A 19,433-nucleotide genomic window follows, 5' to 3' on the forward strand; every position below is an offset into this window, starting at 1 on the left:
ACTTTTCACCAACTTTTTTCCACTCTCGCGGTCATACTGAAGCGCCTAAGGTTTTAAACTGGCTGAAGGTTTATTATTATCGGCAAATTATCCATGAGCCACAGACTGCTCGGGCCCGAAAAGGAATCACATGACTATGCGCTGTAAAACGCTGACTGCTGCTGCGGCGGCCCTTCTGATGCTAACCGCTGGTTGTTCCACTCTGGAGCGAGTGGTGTACCGCCCGGACATCAACCAGGGTAACTACCTGACCACCAACGACGTATCGAAAATCCGCGTCGGGATGACACAACAGCAGGTTGCGTATGCACTGGGCACCCCAATGATGAGCGACCCGTTCGGCACCAATACCTGGTTTTACGTGTTCCGCCAGCAACCAGGCCATGAAAGCGTCACGCAGCAAACGCTGACGCTGACCTTCAATAGCAGCGGCGTGCTGACCAACATTGATAACAAACCCGCGCTAACCAAATAATTCCTTTGCAGGGGTTATCTGAAACGAAAAAGGTGCCTGATGGCACCTTTTTTATTGTTCAGGAAAACGGTTAGCGCTACTTCTTAGCGGCTTTTTCCGCGCGCTGGCGGCGCAGCTCTTTCGGATCGGCGATTAATGGCCGGTAGATTTCCACCCGGTCGCCATCGGACAGCACGTCGGTGAGTTTCACCGGCCTGCTGTAAATTCCCACCTTATTTTTTGCCAGATCGATATCGGTACGCAGCGCCAGCAGGCCCGAGGCGTGGATCGCCTGCTCGACCGTTGCGCCCTCTTCCAGCGTCACGCGCCGCAGATACTGCTTTTCCGGCAGCGCGTAAGCCACTTCAACCGCGATCTTAGCTGGCACTGTAAACCTCTTTCGCCCGGGCTGAGAACGCCTGAACCATACTGCCTGCCAGCTCTTTAAATACCCGGCCAAACGCCAGTTCAATCAGCTTGCTGGTGAACTCGAAATCAAGCTGGAACTCAATCCGGCACGCTTCCGGGCTGAGCGGGGTAAATTTCCAGCCGCCCATCAGGCGTTTAAACGGCCCATCCACCAGATGCATTAAAATGCTCTGGTTGCTGGTCAGGGTGTTACGGGTGGTGAACGTTTTGCTGATCCCGGCTTTCGAGACTTCCACCGCCGCCGTCATTTGCGTCGCGGAGGCTTCAAGCACCCGGCTGCCCACGCAGCCTGGTAAAAATTCCGGATAGGATTTCACATCATTCACTAATTGATACATCTGCTCGGCGCTGTATGGCACCAGGGCAGTGCGGCTAATCTGAGGCATAGCGTTTCCTGTCGTTCTGCAACCTGCCAAGAATAGCATTTATCCTGGGTGAAACAAAAACTCTCCGGCCTAAGACGTGCTACTATAACGGCTTTCCGCCCCTGTGGATGGGGTGTTTTTTAAGGTCGGATTACGTATACTGAGTGCCATTATGACGAAGAAAAAAGCACACAAACCTGGTTCTGCCACTATCGCGCTCAACAAACGCGCCCGTCACGAATACTTTATCGAAGACGAATTTGAAGCAGGCCTCGCCCTTCAGGGCTGGGAAGTAAAATCCCTACGCGCCGGTAAAGCCAACATTGGCGACAGCTATGTCATCCTGAAAGACGGTGAAGCGTTCCTGTTTGGTGCCAACTTTACCCCACTTAACGTTGCCTCCACGCACGTGGTCTGCGATCCGACACGTACCCGTAAGCTGCTGCTGAATCAGCGCGAACTCGACAATTTGTATGGCCGCATCAACCGCGAAGGTTATACCGTGGTTGCCCTGTCGCTGTACTGGAAGAACGCCTGGTGCAAAGTCAAAATCGGCGTAGCGAAAGGTAAGAAACAGCACGACAAGCGCTCGGATGTTAAAGAGCGCGAGTGGCAGGTGGATAAAGCCCGCATTATGAAAAACGCGGGTCGCTAATCTCCTCAAATCCCAACCCTGCGGTTGGGATTTTTATTATCGCTCTCTTAACGCCTCCTTCACCTTGTTCAGCGGCTTGATTAAATAATCGAGCACCGTTTTCTGACCGGTCTTTATCTCCACGCTCGCCACCATCCCCGGCAAAATCGGGAAGCGTTTGCCGCTACGGTTCTCCAGCTCGGCGTGGTCGGTGCGCACATACACCCGGTAGTAAAACTGGTCGCGCTGTACCTCATCCTGAAGGGTATCCGGCGAAACGATTTCCACTTTGCCGTCCAGGTTGCCGTAGATGGATGAATCATAGGCCGTCACTTTGACCGTCGCGGGCAGGCCGGGGCGGATATAGGCGATATCGCGCGGGTTGATGCGCGTTTCGATCAGCAGTTTGTCCTCCAGCGGCACGATCTCCATCAGCTTGCCGCCGGGCTGGAGCACGCCCCCCACGGTAGTCACCTGGATATCTTTTACCACCCCGCGCACCGGCGAATAGAGCGTGGCGCGATCCAGCTGATCGGCTTTTCCGGCCATCGCCTGGATCTGCGCGTCCAGATCGGCATCGTTCTTCACCTGCTCCTCCCTGGCGCGCACCGCGTACTGGTTACGCGCTTCGTCGATCTTGCCGCGCAGCTCCGCGACCTGGCGTTGCAGGCGGATCACTTCCACCTGCCCTGCCGCCCCCTTCGCCACCAGCGGCTGGGTCATGCGGATTTCAGCGTTGATCAGCTCCAGCGTTTTTTGCAGGTTGGATACCGTCTCGTTGAGATTACGCCGCCGCGATTCATACAATTGGCGTTCGCGCGCCACCAGGTTCGGCTCGCGCATCGACTCCGCGCTGAATTTCAGCGGTTCGCCGGTAAGCTCGGCGCGCAGCCGCTCGCTGGAGGCCCGCAGCGCCCTGGCCCGCGCCGCCGCTTCGCCGTAGTTAGACTGAAAACGCGTCGGATCAAGCCGCGCCAGCATCTGGCCCTGCTCGACAATATCCCCCTCCTGCACCAGCAGCGCGTTGACGATCCCACCGTCGAGGCTTTCAATCACCTGCGCATGGCTGGAAGGCGTGACTTTACCGGTTCCGACGGTCACTTCATCCAGCATGGCGAACCACGCCCAGGCAAAAAACACCACCAGCCCGATCAGCGACAGCCAGATCACCGACGAGTAAAAGCGCCCCTGACGCGCCAGATCTTCCTCAAGAGTAAGTTGACTCATCCTGTCTCCTTAAGCGATGGACGCCACATTGCTGTTACGCTGGGCGGTTTTGAGGATTTCATCACGCGGCCCGTCCGCCACCACCTGGCCGTTATCCATCACGATCACCCGGTCCACCAGCGCCAGCAGCGCCGGGCGATGGGTCACCAGTACCAGCGTGCGGCCCGTCAGCCACTGGTGCAGCTGGCGGATAATCAGGTTTTCCAGCTGTTCATCCATGTTCGCCGTAGGCTCGTCCATCAGCACGATTTGCGGGTTGCGGACGATCAGCCGGCTCAGCAGCACCATCTGGCGCTGGCCGCCGGACAACCCGCGCCCGCCTTCATTGATTAGCCGATCGAGGCTGGCGGCGTCCTGCTGCACCATGCCCAGCGCCCCGCTGATGCGCAGCGCCTGCAACAGCTCCGCCTCGGTGGCGTGCGGGTGGCCGAGCATCAGGTTCTGGCGCAGGGTGCCGAAAAACAGCCGGGAATCCTGCGACAGATAGCCCACCTGGCGGCGCACATCGTTAGGATCGATATGTGCCAGGTCGACGCCATCGATAATCACTTTGCCTTTACCGGGCTGCGCCTGGCCGCTAAGCAGCTTCAGCAGCGTCGATTTGCCCGCGCCGACTTTGCCGAGGATCGCCACCCGCTCGCCGGGCTTGATCTCCAGCTTGCCGATGGACAGGGCGCGATCGCCCTTCTCTTCGTCGTAGCTGTATTGCGCATTCTGGAACTGGTAATGCCCCGCCAGCACCGGGCAGTGCGCCATCTTGCGCGAGGCTTCTCGATCCAGCGGTTTCTTCAGCAGTTCATTCAGCCCGTTCATGGCGGTTTTAGCGTGCTGCCAGCGGGAAAACACCATGGTTAACTGCATCAGCGGCGCGAGGGTGCGTGACGAGAGCAGGCTGCACGCCACCAGGGTCCCGGTGGTGATTTGCCCGTCGAGCACCAGATAGCTGCCGAATACCAGCATTCCGGCGTAGGTGATTTGCTGCACGGTAGAGGCCCAGCCGCTGAGGCGCGCGCCCCAGATGCGCTGCTTCATGCCGATGCTGGCTCCCACGTGGTGGGTGTGCTCCCACTGGCGCTGAAAGTACGGTTCCGCCTGTAATGCCTTGATGTCCTCCACCCCTTCGATGGATTCCACCAGCACCGCGTTGCGGATCGCGCTTTCGCGCATCCCCTCTTTGGCGAGCTTCGCCATCGGCCACTGGATCAAAATCCCGGGGATCACAATCAGCGGGATCGCCAGTAACGGGATCGCCACCAGCGGCCCGCCCACCAGCGCCATAATGGCGAGAAACAGCAGCACAAACGGAATATCCATCGCCGCCCCGACGGTGGTGGAAGTCAGTAGCTCGCGCACCTGATCGATTTCCCGCAACTGGGAGATAAACGATCCGGTGGATTTCGGGCGGGCGTCGTTTTTGATCGCCATCGCCCTGGCGAAAAACAGCGACGAAACCTGAAGATCGATATGCTTGCCCATAATGTCCGACACGTGGGTGCGCGCCAGGCGGATAAAAAACTCCAGCAGCGCCGCCATCAGCACGCCGAAAAACAGCACCCACAGGGTTGGGAAGGACTGCGCAGGGATCACCCGGTCATAAACCTGCATTGAAAACAGGATCCCCGCCAGCGCCAGCACGTTGCCCACCACCGACGCCAGCGAGATCTCCGCCAGCTTGCGTCCGGCGTGGCGGAAATGCCGCCAGAACCAGTGCGGCTCCCAGGCCTGGGCGAACTCATCAATACGCGGATCGTGGCTGCGGGCGGCGATACCGATCATCACCACCTGATCCTGTAACCGTTCCAGCAGCGTCGCCAGCGCCTCTTCGCGCACCAGATCGCCACCGTCGCTCACCCAGTAACTGGCGAGGCCATCGCCGTCCAGCGCCTCGATCAGCACCAGGTTGCCGTCCTGACCCGGTACAATCACCGGCAGGTTTTGCGGGCTCCAGCGCATCCGGTCGCGGGGCATCATCTGGATTTGTAATCCTATTAACCCCGCCATGCGGGAAAGCCGCTGGGAGAGCGGCAGATTTTCAAACCAGCGCATCTGCTGGCGCACGGCGGGCGCATCGCTGGTCAGGCCAAAGCGGCCAGCGGCGCGGGTCATCGCAGCGACCCAGCTTGCGGTATCGGGCTGTTCCATACTGACTCCTTCACATGCGCTGCCTATAACGACGGCAGGCTGTCTCCTGTTAAACGGGTGCGCTCGATGCCCAACATATCGAGCAAATTATCTACCGCTCCGGCGTAGCGCACGGCGGCGTCCCAGGCGTCGTAGCGGGCGACGATGGCGGCGCTTTCCGCCGAAAACACGTCCTGCTCAACGCTCAGCAAATCATTCAGGCTGCGCTTGCTTAACTGGTACTCGTCGCGATAGACCCCGCGCGCCTGGCCTGCGCTTAACAGTTGCAGTTCACCGGCCTGCTGGCGCTGCTGCGCGCCGGTTAAATCCGCCCACGCGGTGGCGGCCTTTTGGTTTACCTCAAGCTTGCTGGCTTCCACCTGGGCGCGGGCGTTGGCCCGATCGCCTTCGGCGGCATCTACCCTGGCGCTTACCGCGCCGCCCTGATACAGCGGCGCGTCCACCACCAGCTGCACTTCATCATCCCAGTAATCGCCATTGTCGTTCTGATAGCGGGTGCGGCCCGCCTGCACCGAAATGGTCGGATAGTGCTGCGCCCTGGCCTGGCGGATGCGCTCTTCCGAGGCCAACTGCTTCGCCTGGGCGCTGCGCACCGCGTTGTTCTGGTCATAAGGCAGGGATTTGAGCGAGATTTTTTGCTTCATCAAATCGTCAGGCAGATCCGGCAGATTGTCGGAGACCACCCCGGTCAGCACGCTGAGCGACGCCTGCGCTGAGCGCATCTGCGCCTGATACTGCTCATAAGTGGCATTCATGGCGGCGATGCGCGTGCTGGCCTGCAATACGTCGGACTGGGAGCTCAGCCCCGCTCCGGCGCGCAGTTTGGCCATTTCGCGTACCGACTCCAGCGAACTGCGGTTGCGTTCCGCCGCCTTCGCCAGCGCCTGGTAGCGCTTGACCTGCAAATAGGATTGCAGCGTTTCCATGCCGACCTGATTCAGGGTGGTATACAGATCGTACTGATAAGCGGTCGACAGGTTTTCCTGCTCGTCAATGCTGCCGCCGGTTTTCCCAAAGTCCCACAGCAGCTGCTTCAGGTTGATGCCTGCCGCCGCGTTACTGTTTAGCGACCCCGCGGAGTCGGTGCGGTGAGTGCGTCCGGCGTTGCCGGTAAGCGCGACTTGCGGAAACCACGCGCTTTCCGCTTCGGAGAGATTGGCTTTCCCGACCTGGATTTGCGCCGAGGCCTGGGCGATTTTTGGATTGCGGGCAAAGGCCCGCAAAATGGCTTCTTTAATCGTCAGTTGCGCCTGAAAGGCTTCGGTTGGCGCGGTTTGCCAGCGAAAATTCTCTTGCGCCGCCGCACTTCCGGTATTGCACAACGCCACGGCGACCAGCAGCGCTGTCGCCGTGCGTTGATACACAGGTTTTATCGTCATAGGGTTCCACCTTGTAAAGCCGCCCGCAGGCGGCTGGTGATATTGTTAGAGGTCATGGCCTCATCCCTGAGCTCCCTGCATCCCTGCCTGTGTCGCCCGTTAAACCACGTTGACGTGTAACCCGTGTTGCACCAGCACATCCCCCAGGGTGTTGGTCTGCGAACTGTTGTGGTAAACATCAAACTGCACGCCATCCACTTCGCGCTGCCCGCTGACCTGCCAGATATCGCCCTGTCCTTTCACCAGATTCACCTGGTCGCCGTTGCTGCCTTTGATCAGCAGATCGTCTTCCGGTTTGTCGGTGATGGTCAGCGCTTCGTTGAGATCGAGGGTGATGGCGTTAGTGCCGGACTGGCCCAAATCGAAAATTTCGATGTTGTGCAATTTGCCGGTCAGCGCGGTGAGGTCGAGAGTCATATTGATGCCGTCGAGCATCAGGGTATCGGTGCCCGCCCCCGCGTCGATGGAGGTAAAGCCCAGGGTCGAAAGGTGGATGGTATCGTTGCCCTCACTGCCCTGAAGCGTCTCCCCGCTCTGGTACGTGCCGTCGGCCAGATCGATACTCACGCCGCCAATGGTGAAGCTGCTGAGTTCGCTATCAGTGGTGGTTTGCGGCTCGGCAAATCTCGCCGCATCATCCTGCATCGACGTAGCGGTTTGCTGTTCCTGAGTCTCAGCTGGCTCCTGCTGTACCTCGGCGGTTGCCGCCAGCAGCGAGAAGGTTTCCGCATCGGCCTGGGTGACGGTGAAGCCCGCTGGCGGCTCGGTGGAGATGATATTGCCGCCCAGCCCCACGTTCAGATAGCCGGTGTTACCCGCCACATCGGTGGAGTAGATCGTCAACACGCTGGACAGCGACAGCAGTTGCAGAATATTTAGCCCCAGACCAAGATTCGCCGACCAGTTGCCGTTGGCATCGGTGATCGCCGTGGTGGTGACGGTGTTATTCAGCAGCGACAGATGCACCACCGCGCCAGGCCCCAGGTTGCGCGAGCCGCCGTTCAGGGTCAGCCCTTTCGACAGCAGCGTCAGCAGGTTGAGCGATTGCAGGGCATTGAAGGTCAATTCCGGCGTAGTGAGTTTCACCGTCACATCGGTACTGGTGCGGTTGACGTTACCCACGCTGTCGGTGACCGCCACGCCCACTTTCAGCGCGCCGTTTGCCAGCCCGCTGAGCACATTGCTGCTCAGTGCCAGCGACCATGTGCCGTCCGGATTGACCGTGGCGTTATACGGCGTATTCCCCAGGGTCACCACCACACTCGCGCCGGAGCCTGAACCGGTAATTCGCCCGCTGAGGATCTGCCCGGAGCTGGCTTCGCTCACGTTCAGGTAGTTATCGTTGCCAAACAGCGAGGTCAGCGAGATGGTCGGCAGCAGGCTGGTCACTACGTTCAACAGCCCGCTGGTATTGGCGCTGTTGCCAGCGGCGTTGGTCAACGAGGCGTTAACCGTCAGCGTGCCGTCCAGCAGTTGACCGAGATCGGTTTGCGAAACCGGAATCGACCATCTTCCGTCTGCGCCTACCGTCGTCTGATAGGTTTTACTGCCTAATGTCAGGTTGACCTGCGCACCGATGGCATTGCTACTGCTACCGGTGATCACTTTGGCGCTCAGAATATCGGTGGCGTTCAGGCCGCCGTCACCGAACAGCGGATCGAGGATAATCGACGGCAGCGCAGCGATAGAGACCAGCAGATTTTGCGTGCCCTGCGCCAGGTTGCCCACTGCGTCCTGGGCGGTTACCGATATCAGTTGGCTGCCATCCTGCAAGCCCTGCAATACCGTACCCGGCAGCGACAACTGCCAGCTGCCGTCCGCCGCAATAGTAGTGCTCAGCGCCAGCGGTCCGACATTCACGGTAACCTGCGTTCCCGCCGCCAGATTGGTGGAGCTGCCGCTCAGGATCTGGTTGGTCAGCAGATCGGTCAGGCTCAGGTTGCCGTCGCCAAACGGCGTATTAACGGTCAGCGTCGGCACGGCATTGATAATGCTGTTCAGCACTTTGTTGCCGGTTGCCACGTTGCCCGCAGCATCCTGCACCGTCGCAGTGACGTTAAGTGCGCCATCCGGCAGCAGGCGCAGCACATCAGGCTGGACCTGAACCGACCAGACGCCGTTATTGATGGTGGCTTCCAGCGGCGCAGCGTTGCCGATCCGCACCAGCACCGTTCCGCTGGCGAGATTGCCCACCGTCCCGCTGATCGTCTGGGCGACGCCGGTTTCCAGCGCATTGAGTAAACCGTCGCCAAACACGGTATCGACCACGACCGTCGGGAGGTTGGTCAATCCGATGGTGATCGGTGAGGTACCCGGCACCTGGCTGGTATTGCCATTCGGCGTGGTGATGGTCACCGTCGGGGTAAACACGCCGTCCGACAGCAGCGCCAGCTGGGCCGGGCCGACGTTAATGGTGAACGCCCCGTTGCTGGCGACCACGCCGGCGAAGGTTCTGCCGCCGATATCCACCGAAACGCTGGAGCCCGCTGGCGCATTACCGACCACGCCGGTAATGGTCTGGGTTGCCAGCGCATCTACCGCATTCAGCAGGCCGTCGCCAAATGTCGTCAGGGTGTTCAGCACCGGTTGCAACAGGTCAAGACGCAACGTGTTTTCCACGTCAGCGACGTTGCCGTTCTGGTCAGTGGCCGTAATGCTGACCGGAACCGTCCCGCTACCCACGGTTTGCAGAATATCGCGAACTTCTGGGGTTAACGCCACCGACCAGCGGCCATCCGCGCCGACCGTGGTGGTTAACAGCGGCGCATTGCCGATGCTGATATTCAGCGTCTGGCCCGCCAGCCCGGTCGCCGTACCGCTCACCAGCCCGGACAGTAAATCAGGAATGCTAAGGGTGCCGTCGCCGAACAGCGGATCGAGCGCCAGGGTCGGCAGATTACGCAGCGCCACCGTCAGGCTGATGGTGTCCGACACCACGTTGCCAAAGGTATCGCTGACCGCTACCTGGAGCGCCGCCGTACCGTCCGGCAGCGCGGCCAGCACCGCCTGCGGCAGCGTCACGGCCCACTGGGTGCCATTCAGCACCGCCTGATAGGTGTTGCCCGCCAGGGTGACCGCTACGCCTGCCACGTTTTCCACCGTGGAGAGCGTCCCGGTCACCAGCTGATCGGTGGTGCTGTCCAGCACGTTAATAATGTTATCGCCCGCTGCAATCACATCGCCAATCACCGGCAGATCGCTGAGCGCCAGACGCACGTCAATGATTTCGTTGGTGGTGTTGCCGTTAGCGTCGGTGACGTTCAGTTGCAGAGAAACGGTATCGGTGAGGATCTGCGACCAAAGCTCCGGCGGGAAATCAATGGCGAAGCGGCCATCCGGCCCGACGGCCACCACCGGCAGCGTGATATCGGTGCCGATCAGCGTCGCTTCCACCGTTGCGCCGCGATAATCCCCGGTAATGGTGCCTGTCAGGGTCTGGGTAAGCAGCGATTCGGCCACGTTCAGGATGCCGTCCCCGCCGATCAGATCTTCTACCAGCACGCCCAAACCACGGTTGAGCGCGACGTTAAGCGCCACGTTATTGGTTGAGGTGTTGCCCGCCGCGTCGGTAGAGGTAATGGAAATCACCTGCGCGCCGTCGAACAGCGTGGTGAGATCCAGATCCGTGGAGTTAATCGTCCAGCGTCCGTCCGGCCCGACCAGCGCTTCGGCGATCAGCGGTCCAACACGCACCGTCACCGTTTCACCAGGATCGCCCTGTCCGCCCAACAATACGCCAGGGATCGCTGTGGCCGTGGTGAGCAACGCAGGCACGCCCAGGGTATCCACCACCAGCAGCGGCGCGTCTTTGTCGACGGTAATCGGACGCACTTCCGAATCCGGGTTGCCTGCCACATCGGTCATCGATGCAGTGACATCCAGCGTGCCGTTCGGCAGCGCCGCGACCTGCGCGGGCGTCAGCGTCACGCTCCAGTTGCCCGCGCTGTCGACGGTGCTGTATAGCGTTTGCCCGTTCAGGGTAACCGTCACGGTACGGCCCTGCTCGCCAACCGCAGTACCGGTAATGATCAACGGCTGATTGCTTTCGCTGGCGCTAATCACATCATCACCCGAAATCGCATTGATGGTGATGGTCGGCGGCGTGGTATCGACAATTACGCTGGTATTGCCCGTCGTCACCGGTTCGGCGACGGTGGTACCAATGACGGTGTAATCGGTCTGCGCCGCAAATACCGCCGACGGCACGTCGAGCGTCCAGTCCCCGTTAGCATCAATCACCGCATTGCCGACCTCGACGCCGTTAACGGTGATCGTCACTTCCTGCCCTGCCGCAAAGCCGGTGGTGCGCCCGGAGATCGCCACCGTCTCACCGCTCAGTTCGCTGGCGTTCAGGTAGCCATCGGTGCCCGGCGGGTTAATAGTGACGCTGTACTCCGGCGGCTGGGTGTTGATAGCAACGTCGATTGGCTCAGAGGTCGCCGGGTTCTGCGCCCGGTCGCTGACGGCCGCCGTAATGGTGGTATCGCCCTGCGTGAGCAGCGCCATTTGCTGCGGCGTCAGTTGCAGCGACCAGCCGCCGCCAGGCTGTACGGTGGTGGTGTACTGCTGATTGCCCAGCGTCACCGTCACGGTTTGCCCCGCTTCTACGTTGGTGGTGGTACCGCTAATGGTCTGGATCTGCTGGCTTTCCGCAAAGCTCAATGCACCGTCTTCAAACGGAAGCGCTACGGTGATGGTCGGTGGGACGATCGCAATGTTCACCGGTACGGTGGTGCTGCCGGTGTTATCCGCCCCATCGGTAATGGTCACCACCACGCTTTGCGGGCCGTTCGGGACGCCATCAAGACTATTCGGGCCCAGGTTGAGGGTCCAGCTATTGCCAGACACGTCTGCAGTGAACGGCACGCCACCAATGGTAACGATGACCGTAGTGTCTTCCGGCACGCCGGTAGTCAATGCACCGCTCAACTGAGTCGTGCCATCCGATTCCGCCACGTTCACGTAACCATCAGTAAAGATCGGGGTGTTAATGGTGACGGTGGGCGGTGTCAGCGCGGCGGTAAACGGCACATCCAGCGGCGTCTGGTTGCCATACTGATCCTGTGCGATGACCGTGATGGAGTGCGGGCCATTTTCCAGCGACTGCAACGCGCCCGCAGGCAGCGGCACGCTCCAGGTACCTTCCGGCGTCACGGTTGCCACATAGCGAGCGCCATCTACGTCGATAGTGACGGTGACGTACTGGTTCGGCCCGGTTACGCCGGTCGTCCCCGTCAGCGTCAGTGGACCAGCGGCTTCGGCGATATTCAGGAAGTCATCATCGCCGAACAGGCTGGTGATCGCTGGCGTCGGCAGCGCGGTCTGTACCTGATAGGTTAAGTCGGCGGTATCGCTGTTCAGCGCGGCGTCGGTCACTTCCACAGTCATGGTCGGCGTGGTTCCCGTCGCCAGACCGGCAAAGGCGGTGGTGGGCAGTGTCACGCTCCATTCGCCACGTTCATTCACGGTGCCGAGGTAGTCTTCGCCGTTAAAGGTGAGCGTCACGGTTTGCCCTGCGCCGGTCACGCCCGTTGAACCACGGATCACCTGCGGCGTCTGGGTTTCAGCATAGTTGAGTACGCCGTCGCCAAACGGGGTCATAAAGGTCGCCACTGGCACGGTGTTGATCACTACGCCAAAACTGCTGTTGCCGGGGGAGGTGTTACCCGCTACATCGGTGACCACTACCGTCACCGGCAGCGTGCCGTCCGGTAATGCGTTCAGCTGTTCCGGCGTCAGCGGCAGCGTCCAACTGCCGTCCGGGTTCACTGTGGCAATCTGCGCCGGGCCGTTGTTAATGCTCACGGTCACCTGAGCGATATCTTCCGCCGCCAGGCCGGTAGTGCCGCCCAGCGCGCCGCCTGCGTCCGCTTCATCGCTATTGAGCGTGCCGTCGGTAAACGGCGGGGTCAGGGTCGGCACCGGCAGCGCGTCGGTGCGCACCTCGAAGGTTTCCACCGGGCTGGTGTTGGTGTTACCCGCTTTGTCGGTTACGGTCACGGTGACATCGTAAGCGCCATCCACCAGGTTTTGCAGCAAATCGGCTGGAAGCTGTACCGTCCAGTTGCCCTGGTCATCTACGGTTCCGGCAATCGGTGCCAGCCCTTCAATATTCACTACCACGCTCTGACCGCTACCGCTAATCCCGGTGGTGCCGGTCAGGGTCTGGCCAACGCTGGCCTCTGCCTGGTTCAGGTAGCCATCGGTAAATAACTCGTCCGGCAACGTTGCCTGCAACTCGGTTAGCAGCAATTCAATATTGGCGCTGGTGCTGGCTGGGTTGCCGTAAGCGTCCACGGCTTCAGCAGTCAGTACGTATTGCCCGCTTGCAAAGTTGTTGAATTCACCGGTGTCGATGGTGACGCTCCACACTCCGCCAGTAACGATCCCGGTTCCCAACTGTGTTTCGCCAAGATAGATAGCAACCTCAGTGCCATCAGCAAGCCCGGTGGCGGTCCCGGTGATTTCTCCACCCGCGTCCGCCTCATCAATATTGACCAGGTTATCATCGAACACTGCGTTCAGCGTCAGGGTCGGCAGCACCGTGCCCACATCGAGCGGCAGCGGTTCGCGCGTTTCGTTGCCTTGCGGATCGGTAACGACCACTTCCAGTGCATTCGGCCCCTGATCGAGCGCCTTCAGATCCTGCGACGGCAGCGTCAGTTGCCAGCTTCCGTCGATCCCCGCCTGGGTGGTGATGGTGTTGCCATTAAGCGTCAGCGACACCGTCGATCCCGCCGCGGTGGTGCCGGTGAGTAGCTGATCGGCACCCGCTTCGGCCAGGTTCAGACGGCCATCAAGGTAGAATCCTGTTTCGTTGATGATGACGTCAGGGCCGCTGGTATCTACGGTAATCGGATAGCTAATCGTCGCTTCATTCAGCGCCGGATCGAGCGCCGTGACCACCAGGTTATAGCCTTGATCGGCGAGCGCCTGAAGATCGGCTGGCTGAATAGTGGCCTGCCATTTGCCGTCCGGGCCAATGGTCGCGGTGTAATTGCCATCGCCAAGGGTGATGTTCACCAGGGTGCCCTGCGGCAGGTTGCGCGATCCGCCGGTCACGATCAGCGGCAGATCCTGCTCCTGGGCGTTGATCACATCGTCCCCGGCCACCACGTCCACCGTCAGGCTCGGCTGATTATCCGGGCTGGCGATGAAATTAACGGTACGGGTAGTGCTGGCCGGGTTGCCTGCGGTATCGGTCACCGTAGCGGTGATAACCTGCGGACCGTCGGCAACCAGCGCCAGATCCGTAGCGAGCACATCCACCGTCCAGCTACCGTCAGCCAGTACGGGGGCGCGATACTCTACGCCATTCAGGGTCAGCACCACTTCGCGGCCCGTCTCAACAAAGGTGGTGGTGCCGGAAAGCGTAACCAGATCCTGCGCTTCAGTGGCGTTGATGTAGTCGTCGCCGGACACAGGATCCAGCGTCAGGGTCGGTGCGCTCAGCGGATCGGTGTTTAACGTGAGGGTTGCGGTTTCAGTCGTGCTGTTGCCCACCGCATCACTCGCCGTGACGGTCACCGTGACCGGGCCGTCCGGCAGATTGCTCAGCGCGTTGGCTGGAATGGTCGCGCTCCAGATATTCCCTTCCTGGATCAGCGCGCTGTATTTCTGGCCGTTGAGATCGACGATCACGTACTGCGCCCGCTCAGGGTCGAACGGCCCTGCGGTACCGCTGATGACGATCTCCTGTTTCGCCTCGGCGATGTTGACGATGTTATCGCCCGCGATAGGTGCAATAGTCAGCGTCGGCGGCGTGGTATCAACTTGCAGGCTGCTTTCCAGGGTGTTGCTGTTGCCTGCGGCATCGGTGGCCGTGACCACCAGCGCGTTCGGGCCTTCAGCCAGATCCGCCAGCGCGGTACCAGGAACCGCCACGCTCCAGTTGCCGTTGGCGTCTACGGTGGCGGTCAGGGTAGCGGTGCCCAGCGTGACGGTGACGGTCTGCCCCGCGCCGTTTACGCCGGTAGTGCCGCTCAGCGCTCCGCCGCTCAGCTCGCTGCCGCTGACGATACCGTCGGTAAACGGCGTATTGAGCGTCGGCTCTGGCGTCTGATGGGTCAGTACGTTGAAGCTGTGGGCGGTGGAAATCGGGTTGCCATCGGCATCAATGCCCGACACGGTGAGCGTCGCGGTGCCGTCAGCCAGCGCGGCGGCATCCGCCTGCGGAACCAGCGCGCTCCATGTGCCACCTGCCGTCACGGTCGCCGGGTACTGTTTGCCGTTCAGGGTTACGGTCAGCACGGTGCCTTCCGTAAGATTGACGCTGTTACCGGTGATGGTGAATCCATCGGCCAGATCGGCAACGCCGAGGATGTTATCGCCGGTGATCGGATCGAGGGTGAGCGAGCTGGTGTCGAGATTCACGGTGAAGGTCCGATCCGCGCTGGCCGCGTTGCCTGCCGCATCGGTGACCGTCACGGTCAACGTTTGTTCACCATCGGCCAGCGCGCCGATTGCCGCCTGCGGCACCGCCACGCTCCAGCGCCCGGCGGCATCCACAAAACCGGTCCAGCTCTCGCCGTTAATCGTCACGGTCACTTCGCGCCCGGCTTCCACGTTCAGGGTATAACCGGTAATCGTCACGTCCGCGAGCACTTCGCCCGCATCAAGAATATTGTTGGTGGTTACCGGATCGATCACCACGCGCGGCTGCTGTTGCGGATCGGTATCCACGGTAATCAGATGGGTAATGGTCGTGGCGTTGCCCGCACCGTCGGTGGCGGTAACGGTCACGGCGATCGGGCCGCTCGGCAGCGCCTGGAGATCCTGCGCCGGGATCGGCAGTTCCCAGCCGCCCAGCGAGCCGGTAATGGTCTGATAGGTTACGCCGTTAATCACGATGGTTACCGGCTGACCGCCTTCCGCTCCGGGCGCAAACCCGCTCAGCGTTTGCTGTACGCCCGCTTCCGCCACGTTGAGAATATCATCACCGGTAAACGGCAATACCGTTACCGTTGGCGGCGTGACATCCACCGTAAAGCTTTCGTTGATCGGTACCACGTTACCCGCCGCATCGGTGACGGTGACCACCAGTGCGACCGGAGAAGCCGCGTCGGTCAGACCGGTCAACGCACCCGCAGGCAGGCTCACGCTCCAGGTTCCGTCGGCTGCCACCTGGCCGCGATAGGTATTGCCATTCAGGGTGATTTCCACCTGCTGCCCGCCGCCGGTAATACCGGTGCTACCGGTGATCTCATGGGACTGGCCGCGCTCGGCCAGATTGAGGATCCCATCACCAAACGGCGCGTCCAGGGTTGGAAGCGGTAAGTTTTCGACCAGCACATTGAGCTGGTGAGTATCACTCACCGGGATGTTGTCCGGAGAGGTCGCCGTCGCGGTAATGGTCAGTTCGCCATCCGACAGATCGGCTAACACCTCAGCGCCGACGGTAATACTCCAGCTGCCATCCGGTGCGATTGTGGTATTAAACAACGTACCGCCGAAACTCACCTCTATCGGAGTGCCTGCCGGCAGCCCGGCGCTGGTGCCGCGCACCACCAGATCTTCGGTGCTTTCCGCCTGATTGAGATAATCGTCATCGGCAATAATGCTGATCGCCACCGCGCTCAGGCTCTTATCCACCACGAAGCTGTGCTGCTGGCTGGCTGACTGACCAAAAGCGTCGGTTACCGAGACCTGAAGCGTATTGGTTCCATCAGCCAGTTTTTGCAGATCGGCGGCGGTCATCTGGATACGCCAGTTGCCATCCGCATCGACCTGAGTCGTGAATTCCTGATTGCCCAGCACCACCACGATTTTGCTGCCCGCCTCAACGTTATCCGTCGAGCCGGTTAGCCACTGATCGGTTTTCACTTCAGCGGCGCTCAGGGCGTTATTGGCGGTGAAAGGATCGACGCTGAGCAGCGGTTGTGCGGTTTTTACCGCCACTGTACCAATAGCCTGTTGGCTGTTGCCTGCGCTGTCGGTGAGCGTCACGGTGTAATTGGTATTCCCTGCGATCAGCGAGCTCAGGCTACCGGCAGGCAGCGCAACGCTCCATGTACCGTCGCTGTTGACTGTCGTGGTGAAGCGCTGGTTATTGATGTCTACCACCACTTCGCGGCCATTTTGCTCCGGCGTGGTAATACCTGACAGCGTTTGCGCCGCGCTAAGTTCGGCGGCGCTCAGTTTGCCGTCGCCAGAGAACGGCAACAGGCTGAGAATAGGTGGCGTCACATCGACAATGGCGTTACTTGCCAGCGTAGCGCTATTCCCTGCGGCATCAATGGCGTTGACGTTCAGCGACACGGTGCCTTCGCGCAGGCTCTGGAGATCTGCGGCCGGGACCTCGAGCGACCAGCGCCCGTCCACGTCGACAATCGCGATATAGCTCTTATCGCCAAGCTGGACCGTAACCTGTTGCCCCGTACCGGTGATACCGGTACTGCCGCTGAGGGTTTGGTTAGTGGTAATTTCCTGCGCGTTGAGAAAGCCGTCGCCAAACGGCGTTTCGAGCGTGGGTTTCGGTAAATAATTCACCGCCACATTCAGATCGCGGGCATCGCTGGCGCTTTCAATACCGTAGGTTACCGTGGCAGTAACCGGCGTCACGCCATCCGGTAGCAAAGCCAGATCTTCTGGCGGGATGACGGCGCTCCAGTTGCCTGCGCCGTCCACCAGCGCAGCATAATCTTTACCGTTGAAATTCACCGTCACCGCCACACCCGGCCCGGTCACGGTCGTCACGCCTCGCACTTCCAGCGGCTGAGTCGATTCTGCCGCGTTCAGATAATCATCGGTGGAAAGAATGGCTATGGCGATGGCATCCTGAGAAAGGTCAATCACCAATGTTTCAGTAGTTTGTGCCAGCAGCGTACCGTCATTGTTCTGGCACTGCACAATAATGGTTTCTACAGGCGGTGCCAGCGCCTGTAGATCGCCCGCAGGCACCGTAACCTGGAAACTGCCGTCACCGGCGACGCGAGTGAAATAGGCGTGCGCGCCCAGAGTCACCGCCACAAGCTGGCCGGGCTCGATATTTGCCGTCCAGCCGGTCAGTATCTGATTAAGCGCGATTTCAGCCCCGTTAATCTGGTTGTCGCCCGTAAAGGGATCCAGTTGAATAATCGGATCGGTGGTATTCACGATAAAGCTTTGCTCGGCCGTAGCAGTATTGCCCGCCAGATCCGTGACGCTAATTTCCAGGGTATAAACCTGTTCTTCCTGTAGCGTTTGTAGGATCTCTGAGGGGATTAACGCACTCCAGCTACCGTCTTCAGCAATAATCGCCTGAAACTGATTGTTGCCAAGCATGATAGTAACGGTTTGCCCGGCGTCTTCCGGCGAGCTAAACCCGGAGATAAGTTTTCCACTGTCGATTTGCGCCTGGTCGAGCACATTGCCGGGAGAGAATTCCGCTAATTCCAGCTCTGGCGGGATAGTGTCGACTGTCAGGGCGATATCTTCGGCGACGGTATTACCATTGCTGTCGACGAAGGAGACGTTCAGGTTAATCTCGCCCTGAGGCAGGGCCTGCAATACTCCACCAGGAATGATTACCGTCCAGCTTCCGTCTGCTGCGATAACGGCGTTCCAGCTGTTAATGCCCAGGGTAACAGTAATGGTGCGCCCTGCATTGCTGGCATCGGTGCTGCCACTAAGTATCTGATCGGTAGTGCTTTCGATGAGATTAATGACGTTGTCTTCAGCAAGAGGCGCAACAATCAGCGTGGATGGCGCGGGCGTTTCACCGCCAGGGTTAGTGCCATCATCACCACCGCCAGGGTTAGTGCCATCATCACCACTGCCAGGATTGGTGCCATCATCACCACCGCCGGGATTGGTGCCATCATCATCGCCGCCAGGATTGGTGCCATCATCACCGCCGCCAGGATTAGTGCCATCACCGCCGCCGGTTCCACCGTCTTCACCGCCGCCGCTTCCACCGTCTCCATCACCGTTGCCGTTACCGCCGCCGTTTCCGTTATCGTTATCACTGCCGCCACCACCACCGCCACCACCGCCGCTTGCAGCAATGGCCACGCCAGCGATACCGGCTACTGCAGCCAAACCCCCCAGGATTGCAGCTGTTGAAAGGCCTTCACCGCCAATCAGCGTGCCCAAAGACGTATCTGCCATTACCGGAACAACGGCTTCTGCCGCTGCAGGGCCAGCTTCGGTTGCAAAGGGAAAAACCGCATGGTGGGTGCCGTACTGATCTTCAAAAATCAGTTCGCTGTGCAACCCCTCGGCATCCAAATGGAAAAAGTTTTGATAGCGAACCGTTGAACCGTCGCGCATATGGACGATCAGGTCATCACCCTGACGCTGATAATAATTTACGGATTCTGGTGAGGCGTTAATTCTTACCACGCTTGACTGGGTAATATTAACCACACGATCGCCGGGTCCGGAATATTGCGTAACAAGATCGCCAGTTTTGCGATTAAGAATATCAACGGATTCTGAACGGTTATTTTCTAAAGCCATGGCGGCTATCTCCCGAATAAAGACAACAGTCAACCCGGCGGAGTGAATGCATCACACCCGCTAAAGATTGATACTGCTTCATTTAAAGCAGCATCAAAGATTTGCCTGGTATAAGTTTTTAAATGAAAGATAACTTAATGATTTTTGATGATTTATTATTAATTGTGGCGTTTGCCGTCACCCAGCAGCCGCAATTAAACATATAAACAACCTTTCTGAATAAGGCAAAAAAAAATGCAACAATTGTTGAGTGGCAAAAATATTAGCTTGTGCTAGCAAACATTAAGTGATTGTTATGAAAGATAGAGAACGGTAATCACATAAAAGGCCATCCACCTAATATCATTTCGAGATGTAATTATTTA

Annotated in this window: 8 protein-coding genes; 2 read left to right on the forward strand and 6 right to left on the reverse strand. The window is 59.6% G+C overall.

What is annotated here, in order from left to right; translation table 11 throughout:
* Window positions 1-136 precede the first annotated feature (136 nt).
* Window positions 137-475 carry an outer membrane protein assembly factor BamE gene (gene bamE, locus FND52_RS09230; RefSeq protein ID WP_125294915.1) on the forward strand — a complete coding sequence of 113 codons (339 nt, stop codon included), beginning with the start codon at window positions 137-139 and terminating at the stop codon, window positions 473-475.
* A 76-nt stretch (window positions 476-551) separates the two neighbouring features.
* Here bamE and FND52_RS09235 read toward each other — a convergent pair whose 3' ends face one another.
* The gene (locus FND52_RS09235) at window positions 552-842 is read right to left on the reverse strand and encodes an RnfH family protein (RefSeq protein WP_144130593.1); all 291 of its coding nucleotides are present in this window, start codon (window positions 840-842) and stop codon (window positions 552-554) included.
* A complete protein-coding gene (locus tag FND52_RS09240) occupies window positions 832-1,269 on the reverse strand; it encodes a type II toxin-antitoxin system RatA family toxin (RefSeq protein ID WP_208737495.1) in 438 nt (145 codons plus the stop codon). The genes FND52_RS09235 and FND52_RS09240 overlap by 11 nt, the downstream gene beginning before the upstream one ends.
* Window positions 1,270-1,420: 151 nt before the next feature.
* Between FND52_RS09240 and smpB the strand changes: the two genes are divergently transcribed.
* Window positions 1,421-1,903: an SsrA-binding protein SmpB gene (gene smpB, locus FND52_RS09245; protein ID WP_125294822.1), complete on the forward strand. Its 483-nt coding sequence runs from the start codon at window positions 1,421-1,423 to the stop codon at window positions 1,901-1,903.
* A 36-nt stretch (window positions 1,904-1,939) separates the two neighbouring features.
* Here smpB and FND52_RS09250 read toward each other — a convergent pair whose 3' ends face one another.
* The 4 genes from FND52_RS09250 to FND52_RS09265 all read right to left on the reverse strand — a co-directional run bounded on the left by FND52_RS09250 (window position 1,940) and on the right by FND52_RS09265 (window position 19,068).
* Window positions 1,940-3,109 (reverse strand): beta-barrel domain-containing protein, encoded by a 1,170-nt coding sequence (locus tag FND52_RS09250; protein WP_144130595.1) that lies wholly within the window; start codon window positions 3,107-3,109, stop codon window positions 1,940-1,942.
* A 9-nt stretch (window positions 3,110-3,118) separates the two neighbouring features.
* Window positions 3,119-5,251, reverse strand: coding sequence for a type I secretion system permease/ATPase (locus tag FND52_RS09255; protein ID WP_144130596.1), 2,133 nt, complete (start codon window positions 5,249-5,251; stop codon window positions 3,119-3,121).
* Between the two features lie 23 nt (window positions 5,252-5,274).
* Window positions 5,275-6,630, reverse strand: a complete 1,356-nt coding sequence (locus FND52_RS09260; protein WP_144130597.1) for a TolC family outer membrane protein — start codon at window positions 6,628-6,630, stop codon at window positions 5,275-5,277.
* Between the two features lie 99 nt (window positions 6,631-6,729).
* Window positions 6,730-19,068 (reverse strand): Ig-like domain-containing protein, encoded by a 12,339-nt coding sequence (locus FND52_RS09265; RefSeq protein ID WP_144130598.1) that lies wholly within the window; start codon window positions 19,066-19,068, stop codon window positions 6,730-6,732.
* Window positions 19,069-19,433: the final 365 nt, after the last annotated feature.

It is taken from the genome of Atlantibacter subterraneus (assembly GCF_007570865.1).
Lineage (GTDB): Bacteria > Pseudomonadota > Gammaproteobacteria > Enterobacterales > Enterobacteriaceae > Atlantibacter > Atlantibacter subterraneus.

What these genes read in the sequence shown, in the direction of transcription:
- bamE (WP_125294915.1), top strand. Translation starts at nt 137, where the DNA reads ATGCGCTGTAAAACGCTGACTGCTGCTGCGGCGGCCCTTCTGATGCTA.
- FND52_RS09240 (WP_208737495.1), bottom strand. Translation starts at nt 1,269, where the DNA reads ATGCCTCAGATTAGCCGCACTGCCCTGGTGCCATACAGCGCCGAGCAG.
- smpB (WP_125294822.1), top strand. Translation starts at nt 1,421, where the DNA reads ATGACGAAGAAAAAAGCACACAAACCTGGTTCTGCCACTATCGCGCTC.
- FND52_RS09250 (WP_144130595.1), bottom strand. Translation starts at nt 3,109, where the DNA reads ATGAGTCAACTTACTCTTGAGGAAGATCTGGCGCGTCAGGGGCGCTTT.
- FND52_RS09255 (WP_144130596.1), bottom strand. Translation starts at nt 5,251, where the DNA reads ATGGAACAGCCCGATACCGCAAGCTGGGTCGCTGCGATGACCCGCGCC.
- FND52_RS09260 (WP_144130597.1), bottom strand. Translation starts at nt 6,630, where the DNA reads ATGACGATAAAACCTGTGTATCAACGCACGGCGACAGCGCTGCTGGTC.
- FND52_RS09265 (WP_144130598.1), bottom strand. Translation starts at nt 19,068, where the DNA reads ATGGCTTTAGAAAATAACCGTTCAGAATCCGTTGATATTCTTAATCGC.